Here is a 22,218-nt window from a genome sequence, read left to right on the forward strand (position 1 = left end):
GGCAATGACTAACGAGCGTTTTACTAATCCCTTTCCCGGATTGCGCCCGTTCGAGTCCACGGAAGACCATCTCTTCTTTGGACGCGACGGACAGTCTGATGAGCTTTTACGACGGCTAAGGCGCAGCCGCTTTCTCGCCGTGCTCGGTACGTCGGGCAGCGGCAAGTCTTCGCTGGTGCGCGCCGGCATGCTGCCATCGTTGTACGGCGGCTTGATGACCGACGCCGGTTCCAGTTGGCGCGTCGCGTTGTTCCGCCCCGGCCACAATCCGATTGGCAATTTGGCGAAAGCTCTGTCGAATCCTCAGGTGCTGGGAAGCGTCGATGATGATGATGATGATGACGCCGCGTTGCAGAGAACAATTGTTGAAGCGACATTGCGCCGGAGCGCGCTTGGATTAGTGGAAGCCACCCGCCAGGCACGGATGCCTGCGAACGAGAACCTTTTGGTAGTCGTCGATCAGTTTGAAGAGATTTTCCGTTTCCGTCGCATGTCCAAAGGCACCGGGCCTGAAGACGAGTCAGCGGCATTCATCAAACTGCTTTTGGAAGCAAAGAAACGAGTAGACGTTCCGGTTTACATCGTCATCACGATGCGTTCGGATTTTCTCGGCGATTGTTCGCAGTTCCGCGATCTGCCGGAAGCCATCAACGACGGCCAATATCTGATCCCGCGCATGACGCGCGATCAGCGTCGCGAAGCGATCACCGGTCCGGTCGCCGTCGGCGGCGGAGAAATCGCCGGACGCCTGGTCAATCGTTTGCTAAACGACGTCGGAGACGATCCCGATCACTTGCCGCTCCTCCAGCACGCGCTGATGCGCACGTGGGACCTGTGGATTGACGATCGACGCAACGGCGAACCCATCGATCTGCGTCATTACGAAGCCGTCGGCACGATGACCGAAGCCTTGTCGCGTCATGCCGATGAGGCGTACGCCGAACTGCCAAATGATCGCCAGCGCGCTTTAGCGGAAAGACTCTTCAAGAGTTTGACTGAGAAAGGATCTGACAACCGCGAGATCCGCCGTCCGACTCGCGTCAGCGAAATCGCCGCCATTGCCGAAGCGACACCCGCGGAGATTATCCCGGTTATCGAACCCTTCCGGCAGCAGGGCCGGTCTTTTCTGATGCCGCCGGCCAGTGTGGCGCTCGACGAAAATTCACTCATCGACATTTCGCACGAAAGCTTGATTCGCGGCTGGACGCGCCTGCGCAAGTGGGTGGACGAAGAAGCTCGTTCGGCAAATATCTATCGCCGTATCGCCGACACAGCTTTGCTGCATCGCGAAGGACGCGCCGGACTCTGGCACGATCCGGATCTCGCGTTGGCGCTGCGTTGGCGTGAAGAGAATCGCCCAAATGCGACCTGGGCCCGGCATTATCATCCGGAATTCGAAACGGCGATGGCGTTCATCGACGCCAGCAAGACAGCGAAGGAAGCTGAGATTGCTGAACGCGAAAGCGCGCGCAGAAAGAAAGCGCGTCAGACGCGAATAGTCGCGACGGTGTTCGCGGTCCTGTTTTTCATCGCCGCCGGATTCGGCGGGTTTGCTCTTTATGCGAGCAATCGAGCGTACGCGGCGCGTAACGAAGCCCTGGCCGCGCGCAACGAAGCCCTGGAAGAAAAGAAACGCGCCGACGAAGCGCGCGCGGAAGCCGTCAAAGAGAAGAACAACGCCGTAGAAAGCGAAAAGCGTGCGGTCGCCAGCGAACAGACCGCCCGGGAAGAAGAGGAACGCGCGGAAGAGGCGGCGAAGCTGGCCGAGGAACAACGGATCAAGGCGGAAGCGGCCACCGCGCAGGCGCGGCAGGCGCAGTTGGTTGCCGAACAAAGGCGTCAACAAGCCGAACGGTCCGCGCTCGAGTCGCTTCGGGCCGCGATGCGTGCGCGCAAGCAGAGCCTGACCGACAAGTCGAACATAAACACGCTGGCCGAACGCTTGATTGACATGGCTTCACCGGAAGAAGCTGCCTACTGGCGCAACTATTACGCGACGGCGCTCGCGGAAATTGGCCGCTCGGATCTTTCGAAAAATGAATCGACGAAGGTGCTGGAGGTTTTCGGCGACAACCTGAATGCGTTGACGAACCGCGGGTACATGAGCCTGATTCGCTTTGAGACGAATGAGGCACTGAAAGATTTCGAACGAATTCGTGAAATTGATCCGCAGTACTCGCTCAACCACCTGAACCTCGGCGTTACGCAGGCGAACTTGAAGGACTATGCCGCGGCGTCCAACTCGATCCAGAAAGCAATCGAATGGTACCGGCCGGGCTACTTCGACGGCGTGTTTGACAGCGAGGTGTCGGACGACATCAAGCAAGCCACCCATCGAAACGTTATCTACGCGGACGGCAACGAATTCAGCGCGGCGCTTTACTACGAACTTGCCGCCATCGAAGCGTTTCGCGGCGGCGCGGACTTCGAAGCGAAGCTCGCGGCGGCTGATCAGCATGCGGCACGCGCGAACCCTTCGGTCGAAGGTTACCTGACGGCGATGAACTGGGCGTGGATGCAGATGAGGAAAGAGCCGAAGGATTACGGCGCCTGGGCGATACATGCGCACCTGTGGCGCAAAGCTGGTTACGACGACTGGGCGCGTTACTACTATAAAAAATTCCAATGTGAGCACGGTGAAAATAAGGATGCTCGTTACACGGGCTTAGCGCGTTGGGTCGATCGAGAGATCACCAGGCTGCCGAAGACTTCGGCGCACATCGATTGCTCTAATCCGCCTGCCGGTGAGACTGACGCACGGACCAAGACTTTCCTGGCCAACGAACTGGCGTCGATCGGCCGTTACCGGGAAGCCGTGGCGTTGCTGGATTCGGCAATCGAACGCGAACCGAGCAATGTCGAGCTGTTGTTATCCCGCGCGCGGTACCGGCAACGCGCCGCGTACTGGGCCGGCTATTGGAAAGAGGAAGAAGATCAAAAGCGATTCACGGCCGGCGCGCGCGAGGACTTTGCGAAGTTACTGAAGCTGACTGAGCAAAGCCCTGAATACAAGCCGGTGGTTTACCTTTGGTGGAGTTTTCTCGGTCCGGATCTCGGTGGAATCACCACCGAGGACGAGCGCAAGTTCTATTATCAGAAGGCAATTGAACTGGGGCCGGCAAATTCGGGGGCCATGACAGGGCTCAGTGACATGATCGCCGAAGCGGAGCCTGAGAAAGCGATCGAACTGTTGCGCCGCAGCGCCGCGCTCGACCCTTCAGCGAGCACGTATCACCGGCTCGGAACTCTCCAAAACAAAGCCGGGAAACATCGCGATGCTCTTAAGTCGATCAATCTTGCAATCGCGCTCGAGAGCGACAATCCGACGTACTACGAAGAACGCGAACGCACGGAAAAGGGTTTGGGCGTCAGTGAGATCGAACGCGCTCGCCACCTCGCGGACGGTTACAGTCACATTGGCGATCGTCAGTTGAGACAGGACAAGAAGGCAGACGCTTATCAGACCTATCAGAAAGCGCTGCGGACGCTGTCGGCCGTCGCCGGTTCAGATAAGTCCGGCGCAATCGCCAGCGACATGGCGGTGGTCAATTCGAAGATTACCCGTCTGCTCGACGCCAATAAGGAGAAAATCAGCGGACGGATCCTGAGCATTAAAGAAGGCGCGGGCAAAACTCGCGAGGTAACTATCGACCGCGGCACGGATGATGGCGTTGTCGCCGGCGAAGAAGGAACGCTGTGGACGATTTACAGCAAGGTCGATGATAAAGAGCGCAAGGTGCAAAAGATCGGCACCGCCAAAGTCTCCAACGTCGAACGTGAGTCGGCAGCCGTGCAGATCACAATGGACGATCCGACCGGGGACAAAATGGTACGTGTCGGCGATATGGTCGAAGTGGGTATGCGCGTTCCGCCGCTTGGCGATCGACCAAATCTCTGGGGCCTGACGAAGTTCCACGTGGCCCTGACCAGCGAAGACGGAAAGAAAGTGTTCGCGGACTATCGGATGCTTTACCGGGACGTCAGTGCCGAAACGTTCAATCGCGTGCTCGACGAAATCGTGGCCGAGATCAAAAGCACCGGGGAGCGTCTTTCCACGATCGACCTGATGAAGACGGTGATCAAGAAGGGCCGCTTCAAGGACAAGACCATGCTTCAGGTGATGCAAAATGCGACGCGCGCTGATGTGCAGAGTATGCTCGACGAGATGTGGCAGTATCCTGCGACGCACTATGGACAGGACGTGAGAGTTGGCCGCACATTTGCGATATGGGCGGTCGGCGAGCCGAATTAGTAAGGTGTCAGAACCGAGAGCGGTAGCGACCGGATCGAGAGACTTCCTTGATGAAATATAGTCTTCAATCCGCTGTGACTGAAGAATGTGTCGATCCGGTCGCTACCGCTCTCGGTTCTGACACGCACGAAGGCTGACAAACGGGTCTTTTTCCGTCTAATATCCCTCAGTGCTGATTTCCCGAATCGAACTTCGCGAAATAAACCTTCCTCTCATTCACTTTTTCGAGACTAGTTTTGGCCGGACTACCACGCGCCGAATAATTCTCGTGCGGGTTGCTGACGGCGACGGCGCAGAGGGTTGGGGCGAGTGTACCGCCGGTGAAGGCCCTTTCTATTCCGAAGAATGGGCCGAAACTGCCTGGCCCACACTGAAAGAGTTTCTGGGGCCCATGGTTGTTGGTAAGCAAATTGATAAAGCCGCTGACGTTTTCGATTTAATGAAAAGTGTGCGCGGCCATCGGATGGCCAAAGCCGCTATCGAAACCGCATGCTGGGACTTGGAAGCGAGACGCGTGGGCCAGCCTCTGTGGCGACATCTCGGCGGGGTACAGGAAGAAATAGCCTGCGGCGTTTCGATTGGAATCCAGGAGTCACCGGACGCGCTGCTGGAAAAAATCGACAGGGAAGTAACCGCCGGATACCAGCGAATCAAGATCAAGATCAAACCGGGTTGGGACATCGACATCGTGCGTAAGGTGCGTGAGCGGTTTCCGCAAATTCGGCTTTCGGCTGACGCGAATTCGGCTTATTCGCTGAATGATGTTGACCTGTTCAGGGGGCTGGACGAATTCGACCTGATGATGCTGGAACAGCCAATGGCACACGATGACATGTTCGATCACGCGGATTTGCAGAAACGAATCAACACTGCGATTTGCCTCGATGAATCGATCAAAACACCGGCGGACGCTGAACATGCGATCGCCCTGGGCGCGTGTCGCATCATCAATGTGAAACTCGGCCGCGTTGGCGGGCATGCCGAGGCAAAGCGCGTCGAAGCTATCGCGCGTGAGAAAGACATTCCCGTTTGGTGCGGCGGCATGCTCGAGTCCGGCATTGGCCGCGCGCACAACATCGCCATGTCAACGCTGGCCGGATTCACTCTGCCCGGCGATGTTTCGGCCAGCGCGCGCTACTGGCACGAAGATGTGATCGATCCTGCCGTAACAGTCTCGCCGAGCGGCACGATTAAAGCGCCGGACAAACCGGGCATCGGGTTCGAAGTGAATCAGGCGCGCATCGATCGCCTCACTATCCGATTAGAAACAATTTCCGCCTGACGGATGCTCCTCCCCGCACGCGGGGAGGGGTTAGGGGAGGGGCTTTACGACGCGCAACCTCTCCCCCCTTGCCCCTTCTCCGCACGCGGAGAGGGGGAATGAAGCGAATGAAAACGCTAATGACCTCTCCTGATAAACAATTGAAGTTTCTCCGCGAGTATTTCATTTCTCGCCAGCCCGATCTGCTCGCGTTCACTCGCGCGCTCGTGGAAACGGAATCTCCTTCGGGCGACGAAGCAGGCAGCCGAGACGTTGTTTCCCTCGTTGTCGCCCAGGCGAAGACCATCGCCGCAGTAAATTCAGTTGAGCGAATTGCGTTTCCCGGTTTCGGCGAGCACGTTCGCATCACTGCATTCGCGGATATCAATCAAGAGAGGCCGATTGTCCTTCTCGGCCACACCGACACGGTCCACCCGCGCGGTTCAATAATGAAAAGTCCGTGGCGCACGGATGGGAATCGCATCTACGGACCCGGCATCTTTGATATGAAATCGAATTGCGCGCTCGCGCTCGAACTGCTGCGCGCGTTTGAAGCAACGGGCACCCGGCCCTCTCGTCCAATTACTGTGCTTCTCATGTGCGACGAGGAGAGCGGCAGCGTCCACGGCCGCGCCGTCGTCGAAGCTGAGGCGCGGAATGCGCACGCCGCACTGGTGCTCGAACCTTCGGCGAGCGGAGGTCGCGTAAAGACAGGTCGAAAGGGCACCGGGATGTTCACCGTCGAGGTCCACGGGCGCGCGGCCCACGCCGGCCTCGATCCGGAAAAAGGCGTCAACGCCGTGCTGGAACTTGCACGGCAAACTGTCCGCTTGCACGAATTGAATGATCCGGCGAACGGCACGAATGTCACTGTCACGATTCTTAACGGCGGGACGGCTTCGAATGTCGTTCCCGCGCTGGCGACTGCGGAAGTAGACATGCGGTTTACGTCTGTAGACCTGGGCGTTGCGGTTGAGTCAGACGTGCTGAATCTGAAACCCTTTGACCCGCGTGCCCAGGTATTAGTCACGGGCGGAATCAATCGCCCCCCGCTGGAGCGAACGCCGAAGGTTGGCGAGCTTTTTGAGCTTGCCCGCGGCCTCGCCGCAAGATTGGACTTTGAACTGGGCGAGACCAGCGTCGGCGGCGGCTCAGATGGAAATTTCGTTGGCGCGCTGGGCGTCCCGGTCCTGGACGGATTAGGGATTGAAGGCGACGGCGCGCACGCCGCTCACGAGCACATTATGACGGACAACATCGCGACGCGCGCGGCCATGCTGGCGGGACTTATCGCTTCGCTTTAGTTTCAGGTTTCGAGTTTCGGGTTCGCTCGAACAAACTTGAAACTTGAAATCTGGAACTTGAAACTCAATGAAAATCGCTACCTGGAACGTCAACTCAATCCTCGCGCGTTTGCCGCACGTCACCCGCTGGCTGGAAAAAGAGAAGCCGGACGTTCTCTGCCTGCAGGAAACAAAGTGTTCGGACGATAAGTTTCCGCTGCTTGAAATTAAAGCCGCGGGATATGACTGTGTGCTGTTTGGCCAGCAGAGCTACAACGGCGTCGCGATCCTTTCCAAAGCGGGTTGCGCTTCGGTTCAGCGCGGCTATCCCGAAGACGACGCCACCAGCCATTCGCGTCTGCTGGCGGCCGACGTTGCGGGCATTCGCATCGTCGATGTGTATGTCCCGAACGGGCAGGTCGTCGGCTCAGACAAGTTTCAATTCAAGCTGAAGTGGATGCAGCGGCTGCGCGAGTTGCTCGATCAAAGCTACGACACGTCCACTCCAGTTCTGCTTTGCGGAGACTTTAATGTCGCGCCCGACGAGCGCGACGTGCATGATCCGCGGCTTTGGCAAAACCGGATCCTGTTCAGCCCCGCGGAAAGGGAAGCGCTTCAGCACATTAAAGACTGGGGCTTCACCGACACTTTTCGCATGCACACCGAAGCGGGCGGGCATTATTCGTGGTGGGACTATCGCGCCGGCGCGTTCCGTCGCAACCTCGGCCTGCGAATCGATCACGTTTGGGTTTCGGCGCCGTTAGCCTCGCGAAGCCTAAAGACCTGGATTGATAAAGAACCACGCAGTTGGGAACGCCCGTCCGATCACGCGCCGGTCGTGGCCGAGTTTAGCTAGTCGGTAGATTCGGTGGGCGCTGGCGCTGACTCATTTTTCAGCAACCGACCCGCCAGGACACGCCATATGAGCCCAAGCATCATCACAGGCGCTCGTCAGATCAAGCGACGGTTGTCGCAAAAGCTCGACCAGGCGCGGGCCGGCTTAGAGCTAGCTAAGCCGGCCATAAAGCAATTGCCGATTTTGCGACCTTAGGGAGTGGGTGTTCCCAGACTGTAACTGAAGTTAAATCCGCCTATCGCGCCGAGAATAACGTAGACAACGATCAGCAGCGTCCAGATGATCATGATGTTCTTGACGCCCAGCCTCGCCGCATTCATCCATCCCCAGATGAGACCAAACAGCCCGCAGATCAGCGCGATTATTCCTTTGAGGGCGCCGTCATTCTGGAAAATCTTGATGGCCACGATAATCTGGCAAATGATACATCCTAACAACGCTATCCAAATGAGTATTCCCATTTCGTTTCTCCTTCAGTCGGGTGAGTAGTGAAAAACGTCTTAGCCTCGAACCAGTTGCGAGAACGCGGTCGGAAACAAAAGCAACCGCGTCAGCCAGTAGAGAATTAGACCAACCAAAATTATTAGGGTTATGCCAGTCTGACGTTCCAGCCTCTCTGCTTTATCGATGAACGGTTTGGTTACGGCTCTCGGAAGAAGCATGCAAATGATCAAGATTGCGACGAACACGACAAAGATTGGTGCAAACGCATGAAACTGAACCGATTCGCCAACGTCACCCTTAAGCAACAGCAAGCAGGCTCGCGTCAAGCCGCATCCCGGACAGGGAAGGCCTGTCACTTGTAGAAAGGCACATTGCCAACTTGGGAGGTGCAGTGCGATAGCCGCGACGTTGAGAGTCAACGCTCCAGTCAATAACAATCCAAACTTGCGATCACGCAATAGCGTCGCTATCGCCGAGAAGTCAGTTTGAGGCAACATCGCGGGCGGCATTGTATAGCGGGTTGCCGGTAATCAGTAAATATTTTTTTGCGCTATTTGTGGACGCACCGTCCGACTGAAAAAGCTCAATTCGAAGTGAGTTCAGCGGTCTTTTCGGTGATATCTTTCTGCGCCCACTCGTTATCGCGCGAGGCCTCACCGGCTTTATGGCGCTTGGCTTCCTTCATGCGCGCGACCAGCTCCATGTGCGTTGAGAAGTACGGCAGGCTTTTGCCGACAATCTCCTCGACTGAGTTGAAGCCTTTGTCGGTCATGAATTTCGCCAGGCCCGCCTGAAGCTCATCGACCATCTTTACGCCCTGAAGCATGACGCCGGTACAAATCTGTACCGTCGACGACCCGAGCAGCATGAACTCGATCGCGTCGTGAGCTGTTTCCACACCGCCAATGCCACTAATTGAAGTTTCTTTAGGCAAACCCAATGCGAGTTGGCTAACCATCCGCAGCGCGATCGGCTTTACCGCTTGCGCCGAGTAACCGCCGGGAACGGTGTAGCCCTCAACCGTGGGCATCGGCCGCAGCGTGTCGAGATTCACGCCGATGACGGAAAGAATCGTGTTGATGGCTGAGATTCCATCGGCGCCGCCGCGCACTGCCGCCAGCGCGGGTTCGCGGATGTTGGTAATGTTCGGGGTCATCTTTGCCCAGACCGGGATCGTGGAGACTTCCTTTACCCAATTCGTGACTTCTTCCGTGAGATCAGGATGCTCACCCATCTCAGAACCCATCTTGCGCTCAGTCATGCCGTGCGGACATGAGAAGTTGAGCTCGAAAGCGTCGACACCCGTGTCCTGGACCTTCTTTGTCAGTTCCTGCCAACGCTCTTTGGCGTGCTCCTCCATGATCGAGGCGATCAGGATGTTGTTCGGATAATCCTTCTTTACTTGCCGGAACTCTTCCAGCCAGACATCGATCGGACGATCAGAGATCAGTTCGATGTTTTGAAACCCAATCACTTCGCCGTTGGTGCGCGAGCGAAGTTTGCCGTAGCGTGGCACTACGTTGACGACTTTGCTGGACTCGAGGCTGACAGTCTTCGCCACGGCGCCGCCCCAGCCGGCGTCGTAAGCCTTTGCGAGTACGCGCGCGTTGGTTCCCGGCGGGCCAGAACCTAAAAGAAAGGGATTGGGGAATTTGATTCCGTTGACGGTAATTGAAAGGTCCATGACAACTCCTGTTTCGTGGCACAGACTTCAGTCTGTGGTTTCCGTCGAGCATTCACAGACTGAAGTCTGTGCCACTCATATTTCTGCGTCCGCCTCTATTTCAATCAGCATTCGCGGATCGATTAGCGCACTCACCTCAACCATTGTCGTGGCCGGCATGATGCTGCTAAAGACTTCTCCGTGCGCGCGGCCGTATTCTTCCCACCGCGAAATGTCGGTGACGAACATGCGCGTGCGCACCACGTGTTCGAATCCTGCCCCGAGACGCTGCAAAGCCTTTTCGATGTTGGTCAGGCATTGCTTCGCTTGGCCATAAGCATCGTCGACAGCAACCAGTTCACCCTGATCATCGATGGCGGTAGTGCCGGTGACGTAGATTCGGCTGCCGACTTTCACCGCGCGTGAATAGCCAACAATCGACTCCCATTTCGCGCCGGATGAGATTCGTTCTCGGTCAGTCATCCCTGGTTTCGTTCCGCCGCTAGAATCTCAACAAAACGCGGGATCAATTGACCAGCCTTATTGGTAGCGACATCCCAAACTATTTCATAATCTACACCGAAGTAGCTATGAATCAGTCGATCTCTCATCCCGGCCATTACGCGCCATTCGATCTCAGGGTGTTTCTGTCGAAGCGAATCTGGGATTTGCTTGGTCGCCTCCCCTATGATTTCAATGCTGCGAACGAACGAGCGTTGTAATGTGCCGTCATGTAGAAACGATTTCTTGTCTGTTCCTTGAGCCGTTTTGGAAAGATAGTTCAGCTCATCAATGATGTGCTCAAGGAACTCAGCTACTACTGGAGGCATACTCCACCTCGCGCAAAATATGCGGGCCAATGTGGGGGCTTAACGATTCAGGTGTCACAAGTTCCACGCGTCGCCCAATCTGTTGCTCGAGAAAGGCTGCCAGCTGCATAAAGTTGTCGAAAGACTTTTTCCCGTGTTCGAATTCAACCAGAATATCGACGTCACTCCTGTCGGTCTGCTTACCGCTTCTGAAGGATCCAAATAAGCCCCAACGTCTTACGCCAAACCGCCTGAGTTCATCTTGATGTTCAGCCAGCAGGGCAAACAAGTCTGTCTTTCGTTCAATCATGGTTGCTCTTATTATCTCGACCGCTAATCTGCCACCAATTGTCCGTACGAATCCGGCCGTCTATCACGAAAGAACTGCCACGTGTTGCGGACTTCACGAATCAGGTCGAGATCCAAATCCGCGACGACGAGCGCGTCTTCGTCGCGCGGGGCTTGCGCGATGATTTGCCCGCGCGGATCGCAGAAATAACTCTGGCCGTAAAATTCGCCGATGTCCCAGGGCTGCTCGTGTCCGACGCGATTGATCGCGCCCACGAAATACCCGTTCGCCACGGCGTGCGCGGGTTGTTCCAGCTTCCAAAGATATTCGGACAAGCCTGCTACAGTCGCCGATGGATTGAAGACTATCTCTGCGCCGTTTAATCCCAGCGCGCGCGCGCCTTCCGGGAAGTGGCGGTCGTAGCAGATATAAACGCCGATACGCGCATACGCCGTGTCGAACGTTGGATATCCGAGATTGCCCGGGCGGAAGTAGAACTTTTCCCAGAAGCCGGGATTCACGTGTGGGATGTGATTCTTACGGTACTTGCCCAGGTACTTGCCATCAGCATCGATCACGGCCGCGGTGTTGTAGTAGATGCCGGTGATCTCTTCCTCGTAAATCGGCACGATGATCACCATGTTGTGCTTCCGAGCAATATCCTGCATCAACTTCGTCGTCGGCCCGTCGGGAATCTTCTCCACCGCGTCGTACCAGCGCGTCTGTTGCTCGGCGCAAAAGTAAGGGGTGGTGAAGACTTCCTGCATGCAAAGAATCTGGACGCCCTGCTTCGCTGCGTCTTCGATCATCGCGACATGCTTTTCAACGTTGAGCCGTATGATCTCTTCAATCGACGCATCGGTCGGCCCCGCATTCGTTGCCTGAATCAATCCGCATTTTACTTTTCTTGGCATATAGACTCCGTGTAATTTGTCAGCCCCGCCTGCGTAAGAGGACGGGGAATTGGTGCATGTTAGGCCGGTTCGCTTTGCGGCACAATCTGGGGCGGCGGCATCAGCGTCATCAGTGCCCAGTAAACGAGTGCTGACGCGCCAAAGCCCACGAACCATGCGTAGTCGTACATCGGCCTCAGTCTGGGGACGAACAGTCCGATCCAGGCGATGGCACAGCCAATCAACGTCGCCAGAACTGCTCGCCAATTCCAACCGCCGCAGTACGTGTAAACACCCCGCTTGCGATATAAGTCGCCAAGCTGCAGTTTCTTCTTCCGCACCAGCCAATAGTCGACGATCAGGACAGCGGCGATGGCGGCCATGCCTCCCGAATAGCCCACCAGCCAACCGTCGATATAGCGCGCCGGATTTTCAAGCAGGCGCCAGGGCTGCATCAGGATTCCAATAATGCCGGTAATGAGTCCACCGGTGGCAAACGAAATCCATTTCGGAAATGCATTCGCGAAATCATTGGCGGGGGAAACAACATTAGCCGCGATGTTAACCGCCACGGTTGCGACCACCACGGTGAACATAGAAATGGCGATTACCCAAAACTGGCTGAACTGACCTGCCAGCTTCATCGGGTCCCATAATTGGCTTAGCTGATCGGCCGGAAGGTGGCTGAAGATGACCATCGCGGCCGACGTAATAATTATGCTCATCGCCGCAAACACGGTCATCGTGGTAGGCAGCGCGACGATCTGACCGACCGCCTGTTGCCTTTGACTCTGTCCGAATCGAGTAAAGTCCGGCATGTTCAGGCTTAGGGTGGCCCAGAAACCGATCATTCCGGTGAGTTTCAGAAAAAAGACCGGTCGAAAATCACTCCAACCTGCGAACTTGCTCGGTTGATGAAAAACAAAGCCCAGCCCATTCGCCTTCCAAACCGCCCAGCCCAAAAGCAGCGCCGTCATGATGAGCACAAAAGGCGCTGCCCAGTTCTCGACTTTCCTGAGCAGGTCCATACCGCGATAAATTATGTAAATATTTAAGGCCCAAAACAGGAGGAACGAAAGCCACTCGGTCGACGTGTGTCCCCCGATTTCCCCGCCCAGCAAGTTATGCCAATTCGGCACCAGCGCGCTAAAAAAAACATGGAGGGCCTCGCCTCCAATCCATGCATTGATTCCGAACCAGCCACAGGCCACAATCGCGCGCATCAGCGCCGGCAGGTTTGAGCCATACGTTCCGTAAGCAGCGCGCGCGAAGACCGGGAAGGGAATTCCGTACTTTGTGCCTGGGTGTGAATTCAACAGGATCGGAATCAGCACTATCACGTTGCCGAGTAGGATAGTGATTAGCGCCTGCCACCAGTTCATGCCGGCGGCAATCAAGCCGGACGAAAGCATGTAGGTCGGGATGCAGTGCGCCATACTGATCCACAGCGCCGCGTAGTTGTACGTGGTCCAGTTGCGATCAGCAACTTTGACGGGCGCCAGGTCGTGATTGAACAGCGGGCTCCGGCTGATTTCGTCGAAGGCCTCGGGCTTCAGCTCGACCCGACCATCGGGGTGTTGAATTGTTTCGTTATGCTTCGTCACAGTTTATTGAAGACGGAATCGGACGGTGACCTGCGCAGTGACCGACAGTGTTCCCGGAGCAAGCGCGGATTCGCTCTCAGCCGCCGCATCAGCTTCGGTCGAGACGTTTTGCATTGCGGCTCGGGGCACGACATCACGGCTGGTTTCGGTAATCGAATACGCCGCCCCAATCGATTGACCAATCTCCCCGGCTAAAAGTCGGGCCTTCTCCTGCGCCGCCCGAATGGCCATTCTTCGCGCTTCGTCACGATGTTTCCGGATCTGCGAATCACGGAACTCGAGGTTGCTTAAGCGCGTAATGCCGGCTTTCAGGATGTCCGCGAGCATTTCATCAAACCGTGTGATGTCACGCAGTCTGACTGCCACAGTTTTCGAGACCTGGTAGCCGATGAGCACGCGCTTTACGCCGCGCCGTGCCTCGTATTCCATGTCGTCGGTGTTGTACTTCGGCTGGACACTGATTTGACTGGTCTGCACGTCCTCAGGCTTGACGCCGTACTTGCGGGCAATCGCCAGGATCTGCTTCACGCTCTCATCGGTTTTATTGTTCGCGACCAGCATGTCTTTATCGACATTCTCGACGGCGAGCGTGAAGAGCACCTCATCGGGAGGCACGCGTACTTCAGCCTGACCGGTGACGGTAATTAATGGCGGTTCGATGTTGTTCTGGGCCAACGCCTGCACCGCACAGGCACAGAAAATGAGAGATAAGAGCAGTAATCGCTTCATCAGAACCTCTTTGCGTATCGATGCCGAACTATCGATCTTCGTCGAACTTAGGTTTGCCCGCGCGAGTCTTCCGGTAGGTGCCGGTTGAACTTACGTTGAATCCCCAGCCGCAGTTGAGCATGTGATCCTCACTCACGCGAATTTTATTTCCGGGGAGAAACTTTATCGTGACCGTACAGTCTTCGGTTCCCTCCGGCCGAAAAGTGGCGACGTCATTTTCGATTGTCGCCTCGCCGTGAGCCTGGCCGACATTGGCCGTCGGGCCGTTCGGCGACTTGTATTCCCAGGCAAGATCCATCTGAATGCGCAGCTTATTGTTGCCCAGCGCAAGAATCTTGATTTCGTTAGCGCGATAACGATAAGTCCCGTTTGCTTGCGCCGCCGTGACAATCTTGGGCTGCGGAAGAACCACGCAGCAACACGTGAGGGCCAGTAGTACCGCAGCGAAAACCTTCATTGGTGCTCTCTTACCGCTTCAGCGAATCTTCCATGAACTTGCCGATGTCCGCGCGCAGCTTCGCGTGCGACTTTTCATCGATGTACATCATGTGGCCGGCTTCGTAATAGCCGGTCGAGAAATTTCGCAGCAGCGAAGGATCGATGCTGATGTGATGAATGGTGTACTCGGCGGCGGTGAAGGGCGTCGCCATATCGTAGTAGCCGCACGCCACGAAAATCTTCAGATAAGGATTCTTCGCCAGCGCATTCCGCAAAGCCACACTCGTATCGACATAGTTGTTGTTCGTGCCCCAGTTCCACGGACTGGTGAAGCCACCGCCCAGGATGAAGTACTCGAGATCCGTTTTGTAACCCAGGTCCCGCCGCACGTAGTTGTTCAGGGTCGAGGTGTAAGGCGATCGAATTACCGCTTCACTAGCGTCGTACTCAGGACTGTCCGTCGAGTAATTCGAATCGTAGCCCTTGAATCGGCTGTCGAGACGGCCGATCGATCGGCGCTCGGACCGAAGCAGTTCTTTCCGGAACAGATTCAGGTTGACGCGCAGATTCGCATTATCAAAAAAGCTTTGTCCCAGGCCCGTGTAGCGCGACAGACGCGCAGCAACTTCCTGCCGTTGTGGCGGCGACAAGCGATCGCCACGGGCCAGCGCCACCGTGTATTGATTGAGGGACCAGTCTTCAACTTCCGCGACAACTTCCGTCAGCGGTCTTGACTGAAGATCAGACGGAAGCCGCTTGTGATACCACGCGGTCGCGGCATACGCCGGTAAAAAGAGTGTGTAAGGCAGATCGTTTCCCGCCGCGAACGCGGTCGTCTGGAAATTCATGATCGCTGAAACCAGCATGATGCCGTTAAAGGCAATGCCGCGGTCAATCAGATAACCCGACAAGGCTGACGCACGCGTCGTCCCGTAACTTTCGCCGACCAGGAACAGAGGCGACGCCCAGCGCTCGTATCGCGTCAGATAGAGCCGAATAAACTCACCGACTGATTCGATGTCGCCCTGCAACCCAAGGAACTTCGCCGCCAGATCGGGACGGGCGGCGCGGCTGTAGCCGGTCCCGACCGGGTCGATGAAGACCAAATCACTCTGCGTGAGCCACGTGTGTTCGTTGTCCACCAATTCAAACGGGGGCGCAGGCATTCCGCCGTCTGAATTCATCCGCACGCGCTTCGGACCAACCGTGCCCAGATGCAGCCAAACCGAAGAAGAACCGGGCCCGCCATTGAAAGAGAATGTCAGCGGCCGTCGCGCGCGATTGCCCGCGTCGTCCAGCGTGTAAGCCATAAAGAAGAGGCGCGCCTCGGTCTCGCCGTCGCGGTTCTTGATTGGCATCATGCCGGTCGTCGCCGTGTAGCGCAGCGTTCTGGCGCCAATCCGAATTTCATGTTTCGTTACGACCGGAGGTTCTTCAGGTGAAGGTGCCGGCCGTTCCGGCGCGCCGCGTTGCTGTCCCGATGCCGAACCTCCCGGCGAAGCTGCTGGGGACGGCCCGGCTGGCGGAGTTGATGCCGGTTGTTGTCCTGGTGGAGCCTGTCCAAAAAAGAGAAGGGCAAAACAGGAGAAGAGAATTGCCAGCATCCGCGATTAACCTCAGTAAGACTGATTTGAAGGAAACAGCAAGGCGTGCATAGTAAGGGAAACGGGCGTGACGCGACAAGTTATTTTGTCAGAACCACCTGCGGTAGCGGGTGGTTGATCTTGGCGGTGATCAAGCAGCTTCTTGAGATCAACCGCCCGCTACCGCAGGCGGTTCTGACTCATGCCGGTGACGTCGCTAACCTCATTCCGGAGGCGGCTCAAACTTCGGCTTTCCACCGCGAATCTTGCGATAGGTTCCGTCCGCACGCACGTTGTGTCCAAAACCGCAGTTGGGAGAGTCTCCTTCCTGCGTCACCTTTAATCTGTTGCCACGCAGCCAGACCATGGTGATTTTGCACGGGCCCCACTCGCGCAGCTCAAGCACGGCAACGTTGCCCTCGATGCTTGCTTCGCCGCTCGCGTAGCCGGTATTCACGCTCTTCGAAATGGTGTGATAGACGCCATCAAACTGGACCTTCAGTTTGTTTTTTCCGAGCGCGAGAATGCGGATTTCATTGTCGTACGAAGAGTAGACGCCATTGGCTTGGGCGGCAGTGACGATCTTTGGGTTTTGCGTGTGGGCACTCGGCGTCAGCACGAGCCAAGCAGTCAGGCAAGCAATCAAGGTGATGATAGGTTTCACTGGTCGCCCTCTCGGAATACTCGGTTTTCATTTTTCATTTGTTATCTGTCATTTATCATTTTCCATTCATCGCTTTGATCGAAAGATGTCAATCGAATGAATCTCAATGACAACTGAAAAATGAAAGATGACTAATGGAAAATGATCCTTTGCTTCAGCGGGCTGCTAACTCCTCTATCAATTAGCTGAACCGGGTTACCGGTAACAATCCGCCTGTCCATCGGCGCCGCACGAAAACATGTACGCAAACCGTGGTCGCGTCAAGTCTTCCGTCGCGTCCCAAACGAGTGTCTGGCCATATTTATCCTCGGTCCAGCCCAGCTGTCTCTTACTCTTCCACGTTAGCTCCAGCGCCGCGTCCTCATCGTCACCCAACAGATGTCGCGCTTCATGCAGCAGGACCGCCGCGCGTTCCGTGTCGTCAATCGGGAGGCTGAAGAAGTCCGAGTAAAGAGTCACTACTTCGAAAGGGAAGTTTGTGGCCGCATAAGCATCACGGTGCCCGACGTACGCGTTGAGCCAATTGTCAGACGTGCGAAACGAAGCCAGCCGTTTGAGAACGAAAACCTCGTTACTGAAGCCCTTTTGTTCCAGGATGGCAATTGAGCGATCAACCTGCTCGCGCTGTGCGGTCTGGAGCCCGTCGGAAGTAAGCAATAGAGACAGGTAAAAGATGACCAGGAGAATCAGCGTGGCGCCAATGATCCAGGTAACTCTTTTCAGGAAACCGCGGGTCTTTTTCGGCGGGGCCTCGTCCACCGATCTGGCCCCGACCGGTTCAGGAGCGAGTTCAGCGCCGCACCGCCGGCAGACACTGTCAGAGGCAGCGTTGACCAGTCCGCATTGCGCGCACTTGTTTCGCAGGTTGCGAGGAGTGTCGTGCATCGTCTTTGGAGTGCGGCGGCTCGACGCCGCTTTCTGCCTTTTCGAGCGCTGAGGTTAGCGAAAGCGAAATCAAAGCGCCGTCAAGCCGGCGCACTCCAAAAGGCAATTTAGATTGCCACACACTCGCCGCGTTTCAGAAACTGGCCCGCGCCGGCCTTGCCTTTAAAATCGCCTTTGTCGATCACGACTGAGCCGCGTGAAAGGACTGTTTCGACGACGCCTTTGATGGTCCGGCCTTCATAAGCACTGTAATCGACGTTCATGTGATGGGTTTTCACACTGATGGTCTGTTCTCTATTGGCGTCGAAAATTACGATGTCCGCGTCAGACCCCACGGCGATTGTGCCCTTCTTGGGAAACAGCCCGAACATCTTCGCCGCGGCAGTCGAGGTGAGCTCAACAAAACGGTTCAGCGAGATGCGATTCTCCACCACGCCGGTGTAAATCAGCGGCACGCGATGTTCGACGCCGGGCGCGCCGTTCGGAATCTTGGTGAAGTCATCCTTGCCGAGTTCCTTCTGCTCTTTCATGCAGAACGGACAGTGGTCGGTTGAGATGACTTGCAGGTCGTCCATCTTCAAACCTTTCCAAAGCTCATCCTGATTTGATTTCTCGCGCAGCGGCGGCGTCATCACGTACTTCGCGCCGTCCCAGCCATCACCGTAATCATCGATGGAAAGGAAAAGATACTGCGGACAGGTTTCGGCAAAGGCCGGAATCCCACGATCGCGCGCCTGGCGAACCTGATTCAAAGCGTCCGCGCACGACAAGTGAACGATGTAAACGGGAGCCTCGGCCATTTCCGCAATCGCAATCGCGCGATGCACGCCTTCGGCTTCCGCAACGGTCGGGCGAGTCAGCGCATGGTACTTCGGCGCGGTGTGGCCTTTGGCCAGGGCGTGTTTGATGATCTCGTTGATGACAATGCCATTCTCGGCATGCATGCAAATTAGGCCGCCTCGCTGCCCGGCGGCCGACATCGCGCGAAAGATCGTTGCGTCATCGACCAGGAACACGCCGGGATAAGCCATGAACATCTTGAAGCTGGTCACGCCTTCGTCCATGACTGTGTACATCTCTTCAATCTGCCGGTCCTCGAGTTCCGTGGTGATCAGGTGAAAGCCGTAATCGATCGCGCACTTGCCCTCGGCTTTTTTGTGCCAGTTGTCCACGCCCTGCAGCAGCGACTCGCCTTTGTACTGGACGGCGAAGTCGATAATGGTCGTGGTGCCGCCGTGCGCCGCCGCGATGGTGCCGGTAGTGAAGTCGTCGGAGGCCGTCGTGCCGCCAAAGGGAAGTTCCATGTGCGTGTGCGGATCGATGCCGCCGGGAATGAGAAGCTTCCCGCTCGCGTCGATGGTCAAGTCAGCTTCCATGTCCAGCTTCGCGCCGATGACGGAAACAATTTCGCCTTCGATCAGGACGTCGGCTTTGTAGTTGTCGGTTGCGGTTACGATTTGGCCGTTACGAATGAGTGTTTTCATGGATTCTAAACTTTGTCTCTAAATGTCTGTGTTTTTGCGGCGTTGCCTGATGTGCGAAAACTTCGGACTTCCGCGTGCCCTTGCGTCCTCGATCTCGCTCCGTTTAGGAGCGAAAAAGTTATAGAGCTAAGGAAGAAATAAATCAATCGATAAAAAAAAGGCGGCCGTGATCAAAACGATCCGGCCGCCGAAGAGTTGTTGGAAATGACGTCTTACTGATTCAACTCGCTGGTCAATAACGCTCCGCCCAGATTCACAAGCGTGGCAGTTATCTTGACGACCTTGCGCGAGTCCTTGGCGATCCAAATCGTTTGCTTGTCGGCATCGTTGTCAGCCGCGACGATCTCAAGTTTATAGGCCTCGAACTTGCCCGCCGGAACCGTTACGCTTTCCTCGCCGACGACCTTTAGTTGTTTCAACCCGGCCTTCTGCTTCTGCACGTCAAAGGTTCGGAACGTGGTCGCATAGCCGGCCGCGAGCGGCAACCGCGCAATGATGTCGAACGAACCGGCACCGTTCACAAACACCGGTCCTTCCAGATCAACGGCGATCGGCTGAGGTTGTCCGGTCGCATTCATCGTACCGGTGATCTTGTTGCCCGTGAAATCGAGCTCAATTGTCACCGGCCCCTGGGTGAACGAACGATGCTTCAGCGCGAGAGTGCTCTTTTGGATCGTCGCGACGTCTTTTTGCTGGCCCTGAGGCGTGTCAATAACCTCCGTCACCACCCAGTTCTCACCTGCATCTTTGATGTCAGTCGTAATCGTCAGCGGAATGGATTGGCCGCTGAGTTCGATCACGGCTTTGTAGCTGTAAGAGCCGGGTTGCAAGTCTGCTGAGGGTTTCGGCGCACTCGCAGTTGCTTCAACCTTCTTCGGCAGCGTCACGGTCTTCACATCAACCGTGATTTCTTTCAGACGCGCAGCCACTTCCGGCTTCACATCTTCCTGAAAACGACCGCCCAGGAACTTCGCCAGGAATTTCTCAGTCGTGGCGATCATCGCCATGTTGTTGACTGGCTTGGCAAACCCGTGGCCTTCGTCAGGCGCGTTGATGTATTCGACCGGGAAGTTTCGCTCGCGAAGAGCAATTACGATCGCATCCGCTTCACGCTTCGTCACGCGCGGATCGTTCTGGCCCTGGACGACGAGCAGCGGAGTCTTGATCTTGGTCGCGTGGTTAATCGGCGACTGCCGTTCGAGCTGCGCTTTGCCTTCCGCGGTCGAAGGATCACCCATGCGCTTGTAGAAGATTTGCCGGAAGGCTTCCCAATAGGGCGGAATCGATTCGAGCAGAGTAATCAGGCTTGACGGGCCGACGTAATCAACGGCCGCCGCGTACAGGTCAGGCGTGAACGTCACCCCCGCGAGCGTCGCATAGCCACCATAAGAACCACCCATGATGCCGATACGTTTCGGATCGGCAATCCCTTCGGCAATCAGGTATTTCGCGCCCCAGGTGATGTCGTCCTGCATCTTGTCGCCCCACTGTTTGTTACCGGCGTCGATGAACTTCTTTCCGTAGCCGGTCGAACCGCGGAAGTTAGGCTGCAACACGGCATAACCGCGGTTCGCGAAGAACTGAGCAAAGGTGTTGTAGCCCCAGGAATCACGCGCCCAGGGCCCGCCGTGCGGGTTGATCACCACCGGCAAATTCTTCGCCGGGACGCCTTTTGGCAGCGTCAGATACGCGGGAATTTCCATGCCATCGGACGACTTATAACGGACTGTTTTCATTGGCGCGAGGTGTTCGCGGTCCAGCTTTTCGCGACTTCGATATTGCAGCGTCAGCTTTTTCGTCCGTCGATCGAACAGGTATCGTGCGCCTGGATCGGTGTCGCTGTAAGCGGTCAACAGGAATAGTTGTTCGTCTTTAGTGGCTGAACCGAACCCGATTTCCTTGCCGGGCAGTTTGCTCTGCACCAGCTTGTAGTCGGCTTCGTAGCCCTTGTCTTTCCAGTAAATTCGATTGCGGTCGTCTTCATAAGTCGTCTGGATCAGTTCATCAGTGACTTCCGAAAAGGACATATCGCTGAGGTCCGCGCGCTTCATTGGATCCGATTCCACATGCTCTTCTTTTCCCGTCGTGGGATTGAATAGCGTCAATCGGGTGAGATCGATGTCCGCGCCTTTATTGGTAGTGAAATACACGCGTTGCCCGTCCTTGTGATACTGGACAGGACCGCAGCTCTCAAACACGTTGCACGAATAAACCTTGGTGAAGCCCTTTTCGTCGAGCCGCAGCACCTCAGTGTCGCCATTGTCTGCCACGCGCGTGGCGAGCCGGAGCTGATCCTTGAGATCAAACGTCCAGCCCACGATCCGATCCTTGTTTTCCCGGACCAGAGTTTTCTCTCCAGTCGAGATCTTCACTTTGTAGAGATCGTGCCAGGCTTTATCTCGATCGTTGATGGACACGTAGAGCGCATCCGGATCAGTGCGCGGCACACCCACGATTTGAGCGCGCACGCCCTTCATGTCCGTCAGGTTTCGCGCGACAGGAACTTCCTGACCCGCGGCCGGCGCGTCAGCAGGACTAACGGCGTACACGAGATAGTTTTCGTCGCCCCCTTTGTCCTGGACGAAGAGGATGTACTTGCCGTCGCGGCTCCAAAAGTACTGTGGAATTGGCCGCTGGGTGTCGGCCGTAATCGGCTTCGCTTTATCGAAAGGCTCTTCGGTGCGCTTGACCCAGATGTTGCGCGTGCCTTTCAGCGGTTTGATGAAGGCGATGAACTTGCCGTCGGGTGAGATTTGCGCGCCCGAGATTTCGGGGTCGCCGAAGAATAATTCGCGATCGATTAGCGGTGGCGGCGCCTGCGCCAAAACGCGGGATGCTGTCGAAAAACCGAGGCAAACGACGGCCACGGCCAGCGCCAAAAAGGCGGTGCGAAACTTCAAGAACTTCATTAATTACCTCTTTCGTTGGTGGTGGTTGAGATATAGAGACTGAGCGAAGAAACTATTACGCACAGTTGGGGAGAACGGTTTCAGAGAATCCGGATGACGCACTTCGCTCCGTTAGGAGCGAAATGTCTATAGAAATCCCTCTCAATAACGCGAAGCTCCTCTAGGAGCGAAA

18 protein-coding genes are annotated in these 22,218 nt (G+C 56.2%); 4 read left to right on the top strand and 14 right to left on the bottom strand.

From position 1 onward, the window contains the following. The first annotated feature begins 4 nt into the window (after positions 1 to 4). The 4 genes from VFX97_15575 (at position 5) to xth (ending at position 7,652) form a co-directional block, all read left to right on the top strand. Positions 5 to 4,252 carry a hypothetical protein gene (locus tag VFX97_15575; GenBank protein ID HEX5704621.1) on the top strand — a complete coding sequence of 1,416 codons (4,248 nt, stop codon included), beginning with the start codon at positions 5 to 7 and terminating at the stop codon, positions 4,250 to 4,252. 169 nt (positions 4,253 to 4,421) lie between these two features. Continuing rightward, entirely contained in the window at positions 4,422 to 5,534 is a 1,113-nt protein-coding gene (gene menC / locus VFX97_15580; GenBank protein HEX5704622.1) for an o-succinylbenzoate synthase, read from the top strand. A 98-nt stretch (positions 5,535 to 5,632) separates the two neighbouring features. Beyond that, the gene (locus VFX97_15585; GenBank protein ID HEX5704623.1) at positions 5,633 to 6,817 is read left to right on the top strand and encodes a M20 family metallopeptidase; all 1,185 of its coding nucleotides are present in this window, start codon (positions 5,633 to 5,635) and stop codon (positions 6,815 to 6,817) included. A 67-nt stretch (positions 6,818 to 6,884) separates the two neighbouring features. Then, entirely contained in the window at positions 6,885 to 7,652 is a 768-nt protein-coding gene (gene xth / locus VFX97_15590; GenBank protein ID HEX5704624.1) for an exodeoxyribonuclease III, read from the top strand. 191 nt (positions 7,653 to 7,843) lie between these two features. Here the strand turns inward: xth and VFX97_15595 are convergent, their stop codons facing one another. The 14 genes from VFX97_15595 to VFX97_15660 all read right to left on the bottom strand — a co-directional run bounded on the left by VFX97_15595 (position 7,844) and on the right by VFX97_15660 (position 22,046). Beyond that, entirely contained in the window at positions 7,844 to 8,113 is a 270-nt protein-coding gene (locus VFX97_15595) for a hypothetical protein (protein ID HEX5704625.1), read from the bottom strand. A gap of 566 nt (positions 8,114 to 8,679) precedes the next feature. Beyond that, positions 8,680 to 9,780 carry an NAD-dependent dihydropyrimidine dehydrogenase subunit PreA gene (preA, locus tag VFX97_15600; protein HEX5704626.1) on the bottom strand — a complete coding sequence of 367 codons (1,101 nt, stop codon included), beginning with the start codon at positions 9,778 to 9,780 and terminating at the stop codon, positions 8,680 to 8,682. Positions 9,781 to 9,855: 75 nt separating this feature from the next. Then, the gene (locus VFX97_15605; protein HEX5704627.1) at positions 9,856 to 10,242 is read right to left on the bottom strand and encodes a RidA family protein; all 387 of its coding nucleotides are present in this window, start codon (positions 10,240 to 10,242) and stop codon (positions 9,856 to 9,858) included. Then, positions 10,239 to 10,589 (bottom strand): DUF86 domain-containing protein, encoded by a 351-nt coding sequence (locus VFX97_15610; GenBank protein HEX5704628.1) that lies wholly within the window; start codon positions 10,587 to 10,589, stop codon positions 10,239 to 10,241. The genes VFX97_15605 and VFX97_15610 overlap by 4 nt, the downstream gene beginning before the upstream one ends. Next, entirely contained in the window at positions 10,570 to 10,878 is a 309-nt protein-coding gene (locus VFX97_15615) for a nucleotidyltransferase family protein (protein ID HEX5704629.1), read from the bottom strand. The genes VFX97_15610 and VFX97_15615 overlap by 20 nt, the downstream gene beginning before the upstream one ends. Positions 10,879 to 10,901: 23 nt before the next feature. Beyond that, complete coding sequence (locus VFX97_15620; protein ID HEX5704630.1) at positions 10,902 to 11,771, bottom strand: nitrilase-related carbon-nitrogen hydrolase; 870 nt, start codon at positions 11,769 to 11,771, stop codon at positions 10,902 to 10,904. A 59-nt stretch (positions 11,772 to 11,830) separates the two neighbouring features. Then, positions 11,831 to 13,354: an NCS1 family nucleobase:cation symporter-1 gene (locus VFX97_15625; GenBank protein ID HEX5704631.1), complete on the bottom strand. Its 1,524-nt coding sequence runs from the start codon at positions 13,352 to 13,354 to the stop codon at positions 11,831 to 11,833. Between the two features lie 3 nt (positions 13,355 to 13,357). Then, positions 13,358 to 14,083 (bottom strand): SIMPL domain-containing protein, encoded by a 726-nt coding sequence (locus VFX97_15630; protein HEX5704632.1) that lies wholly within the window; start codon positions 14,081 to 14,083, stop codon positions 13,358 to 13,360. Between the two features lie 28 nt (positions 14,084 to 14,111). Continuing rightward, positions 14,112 to 14,540 (bottom strand): hypothetical protein, encoded by a 429-nt coding sequence (locus tag VFX97_15635; protein HEX5704633.1) that lies wholly within the window; start codon positions 14,538 to 14,540, stop codon positions 14,112 to 14,114. Between the two features lie 10 nt (positions 14,541 to 14,550). Next, positions 14,551 to 16,125 (bottom strand): hypothetical protein, encoded by a 1,575-nt coding sequence (locus VFX97_15640; protein ID HEX5704634.1) that lies wholly within the window; start codon positions 16,123 to 16,125, stop codon positions 14,551 to 14,553. 202 nt (positions 16,126 to 16,327) lie between these two features. Next, entirely contained in the window at positions 16,328 to 16,768 is a 441-nt protein-coding gene (locus VFX97_15645; protein HEX5704635.1) for a hypothetical protein, read from the bottom strand. Positions 16,769 to 16,963: 195 nt separating this feature from the next. Beyond that, positions 16,964 to 17,653 (bottom strand): hypothetical protein, encoded by a 690-nt coding sequence (locus VFX97_15650; protein HEX5704636.1) that lies wholly within the window; start codon positions 17,651 to 17,653, stop codon positions 16,964 to 16,966. Between the two features lie 107 nt (positions 17,654 to 17,760). After that, positions 17,761 to 19,137 (bottom strand): dihydropyrimidinase, encoded by a 1,377-nt coding sequence (gene hydA, locus VFX97_15655; protein HEX5704637.1) that lies wholly within the window; start codon positions 19,135 to 19,137, stop codon positions 17,761 to 17,763. Between the two features lie 212 nt (positions 19,138 to 19,349). After that, the gene (locus VFX97_15660; protein HEX5704638.1) at positions 19,350 to 22,046 is read right to left on the bottom strand and encodes a prolyl oligopeptidase family serine peptidase; all 2,697 of its coding nucleotides are present in this window, start codon (positions 22,044 to 22,046) and stop codon (positions 19,350 to 19,352) included. Positions 22,047 to 22,218 lie beyond the last annotated feature (172 nt).

This window comes from Pyrinomonadaceae bacterium (assembly GCA_036277115.1).
Classification (GTDB): domain Bacteria; phylum Acidobacteriota; class Blastocatellia; order Pyrinomonadales; family Pyrinomonadaceae; genus UBA11740.

What these genes read in the sequence shown, in the direction of transcription:
- VFX97_15575 (HEX5704621.1), top strand. Translation starts at nt 5, where the DNA reads ATGACTAACGAGCGTTTTACTAATCCCTTTCCCGGATTGCGCCCGTTC.
- VFX97_15585 (HEX5704623.1), top strand. Translation starts at nt 5,633, where the DNA reads ATGAAGCGAATGAAAACGCTAATGACCTCTCCTGATAAACAATTGAAG.
- xth (HEX5704624.1), top strand. Translation starts at nt 6,885, where the DNA reads ATGAAAATCGCTACCTGGAACGTCAACTCAATCCTCGCGCGTTTGCCG.
- VFX97_15595 (HEX5704625.1), bottom strand. Translation starts at nt 8,113, where the DNA reads ATGGGAATACTCATTTGGATAGCGTTGTTAGGATGTATCATTTGCCAG.
- preA (HEX5704626.1), bottom strand. Translation starts at nt 9,780, where the DNA reads ATGGACCTTTCAATTACCGTCAACGGAATCAAATTCCCCAATCCCTTT.
- VFX97_15605 (HEX5704627.1), bottom strand. Translation starts at nt 10,242, where the DNA reads ATGACTGACCGAGAACGAATCTCATCCGGCGCGAAATGGGAGTCGATT.
- VFX97_15610 (HEX5704628.1), bottom strand. Translation starts at nt 10,589, where the DNA reads ATGCCTCCAGTAGTAGCTGAGTTCCTTGAGCACATCATTGATGAGCTG.
- VFX97_15615 (HEX5704629.1), bottom strand. Translation starts at nt 10,878, where the DNA reads ATGATTGAACGAAAGACAGACTTGTTTGCCCTGCTGGCTGAACATCAA.
- VFX97_15620 (HEX5704630.1), bottom strand. Translation starts at nt 11,771, where the DNA reads ATGCCAAGAAAAGTAAAATGCGGATTGATTCAGGCAACGAATGCGGGG.
- VFX97_15630 (HEX5704632.1), bottom strand. Translation starts at nt 14,083, where the DNA reads ATGAAGCGATTACTGCTCTTATCTCTCATTTTCTGTGCCTGTGCGGTG.
- VFX97_15635 (HEX5704633.1), bottom strand. Translation starts at nt 14,540, where the DNA reads ATGAAGGTTTTCGCTGCGGTACTACTGGCCCTCACGTGTTGCTGCGTG.
- VFX97_15640 (HEX5704634.1), bottom strand. Translation starts at nt 16,125, where the DNA reads ATGCTGGCAATTCTCTTCTCCTGTTTTGCCCTTCTCTTTTTTGGACAG.
- VFX97_15650 (HEX5704636.1), bottom strand. Translation starts at nt 17,653, where the DNA reads ATGCACGACACTCCTCGCAACCTGCGAAACAAGTGCGCGCAATGCGGA.
- hydA (HEX5704637.1), bottom strand. Translation starts at nt 19,137, where the DNA reads ATGAAAACACTCATTCGTAACGGCCAAATCGTAACCGCAACCGACAAC.
- VFX97_15660 (HEX5704638.1), bottom strand. Translation starts at nt 22,046, where the DNA reads ATGAAGTTCTTGAAGTTTCGCACCGCCTTTTTGGCGCTGGCCGTGGCC.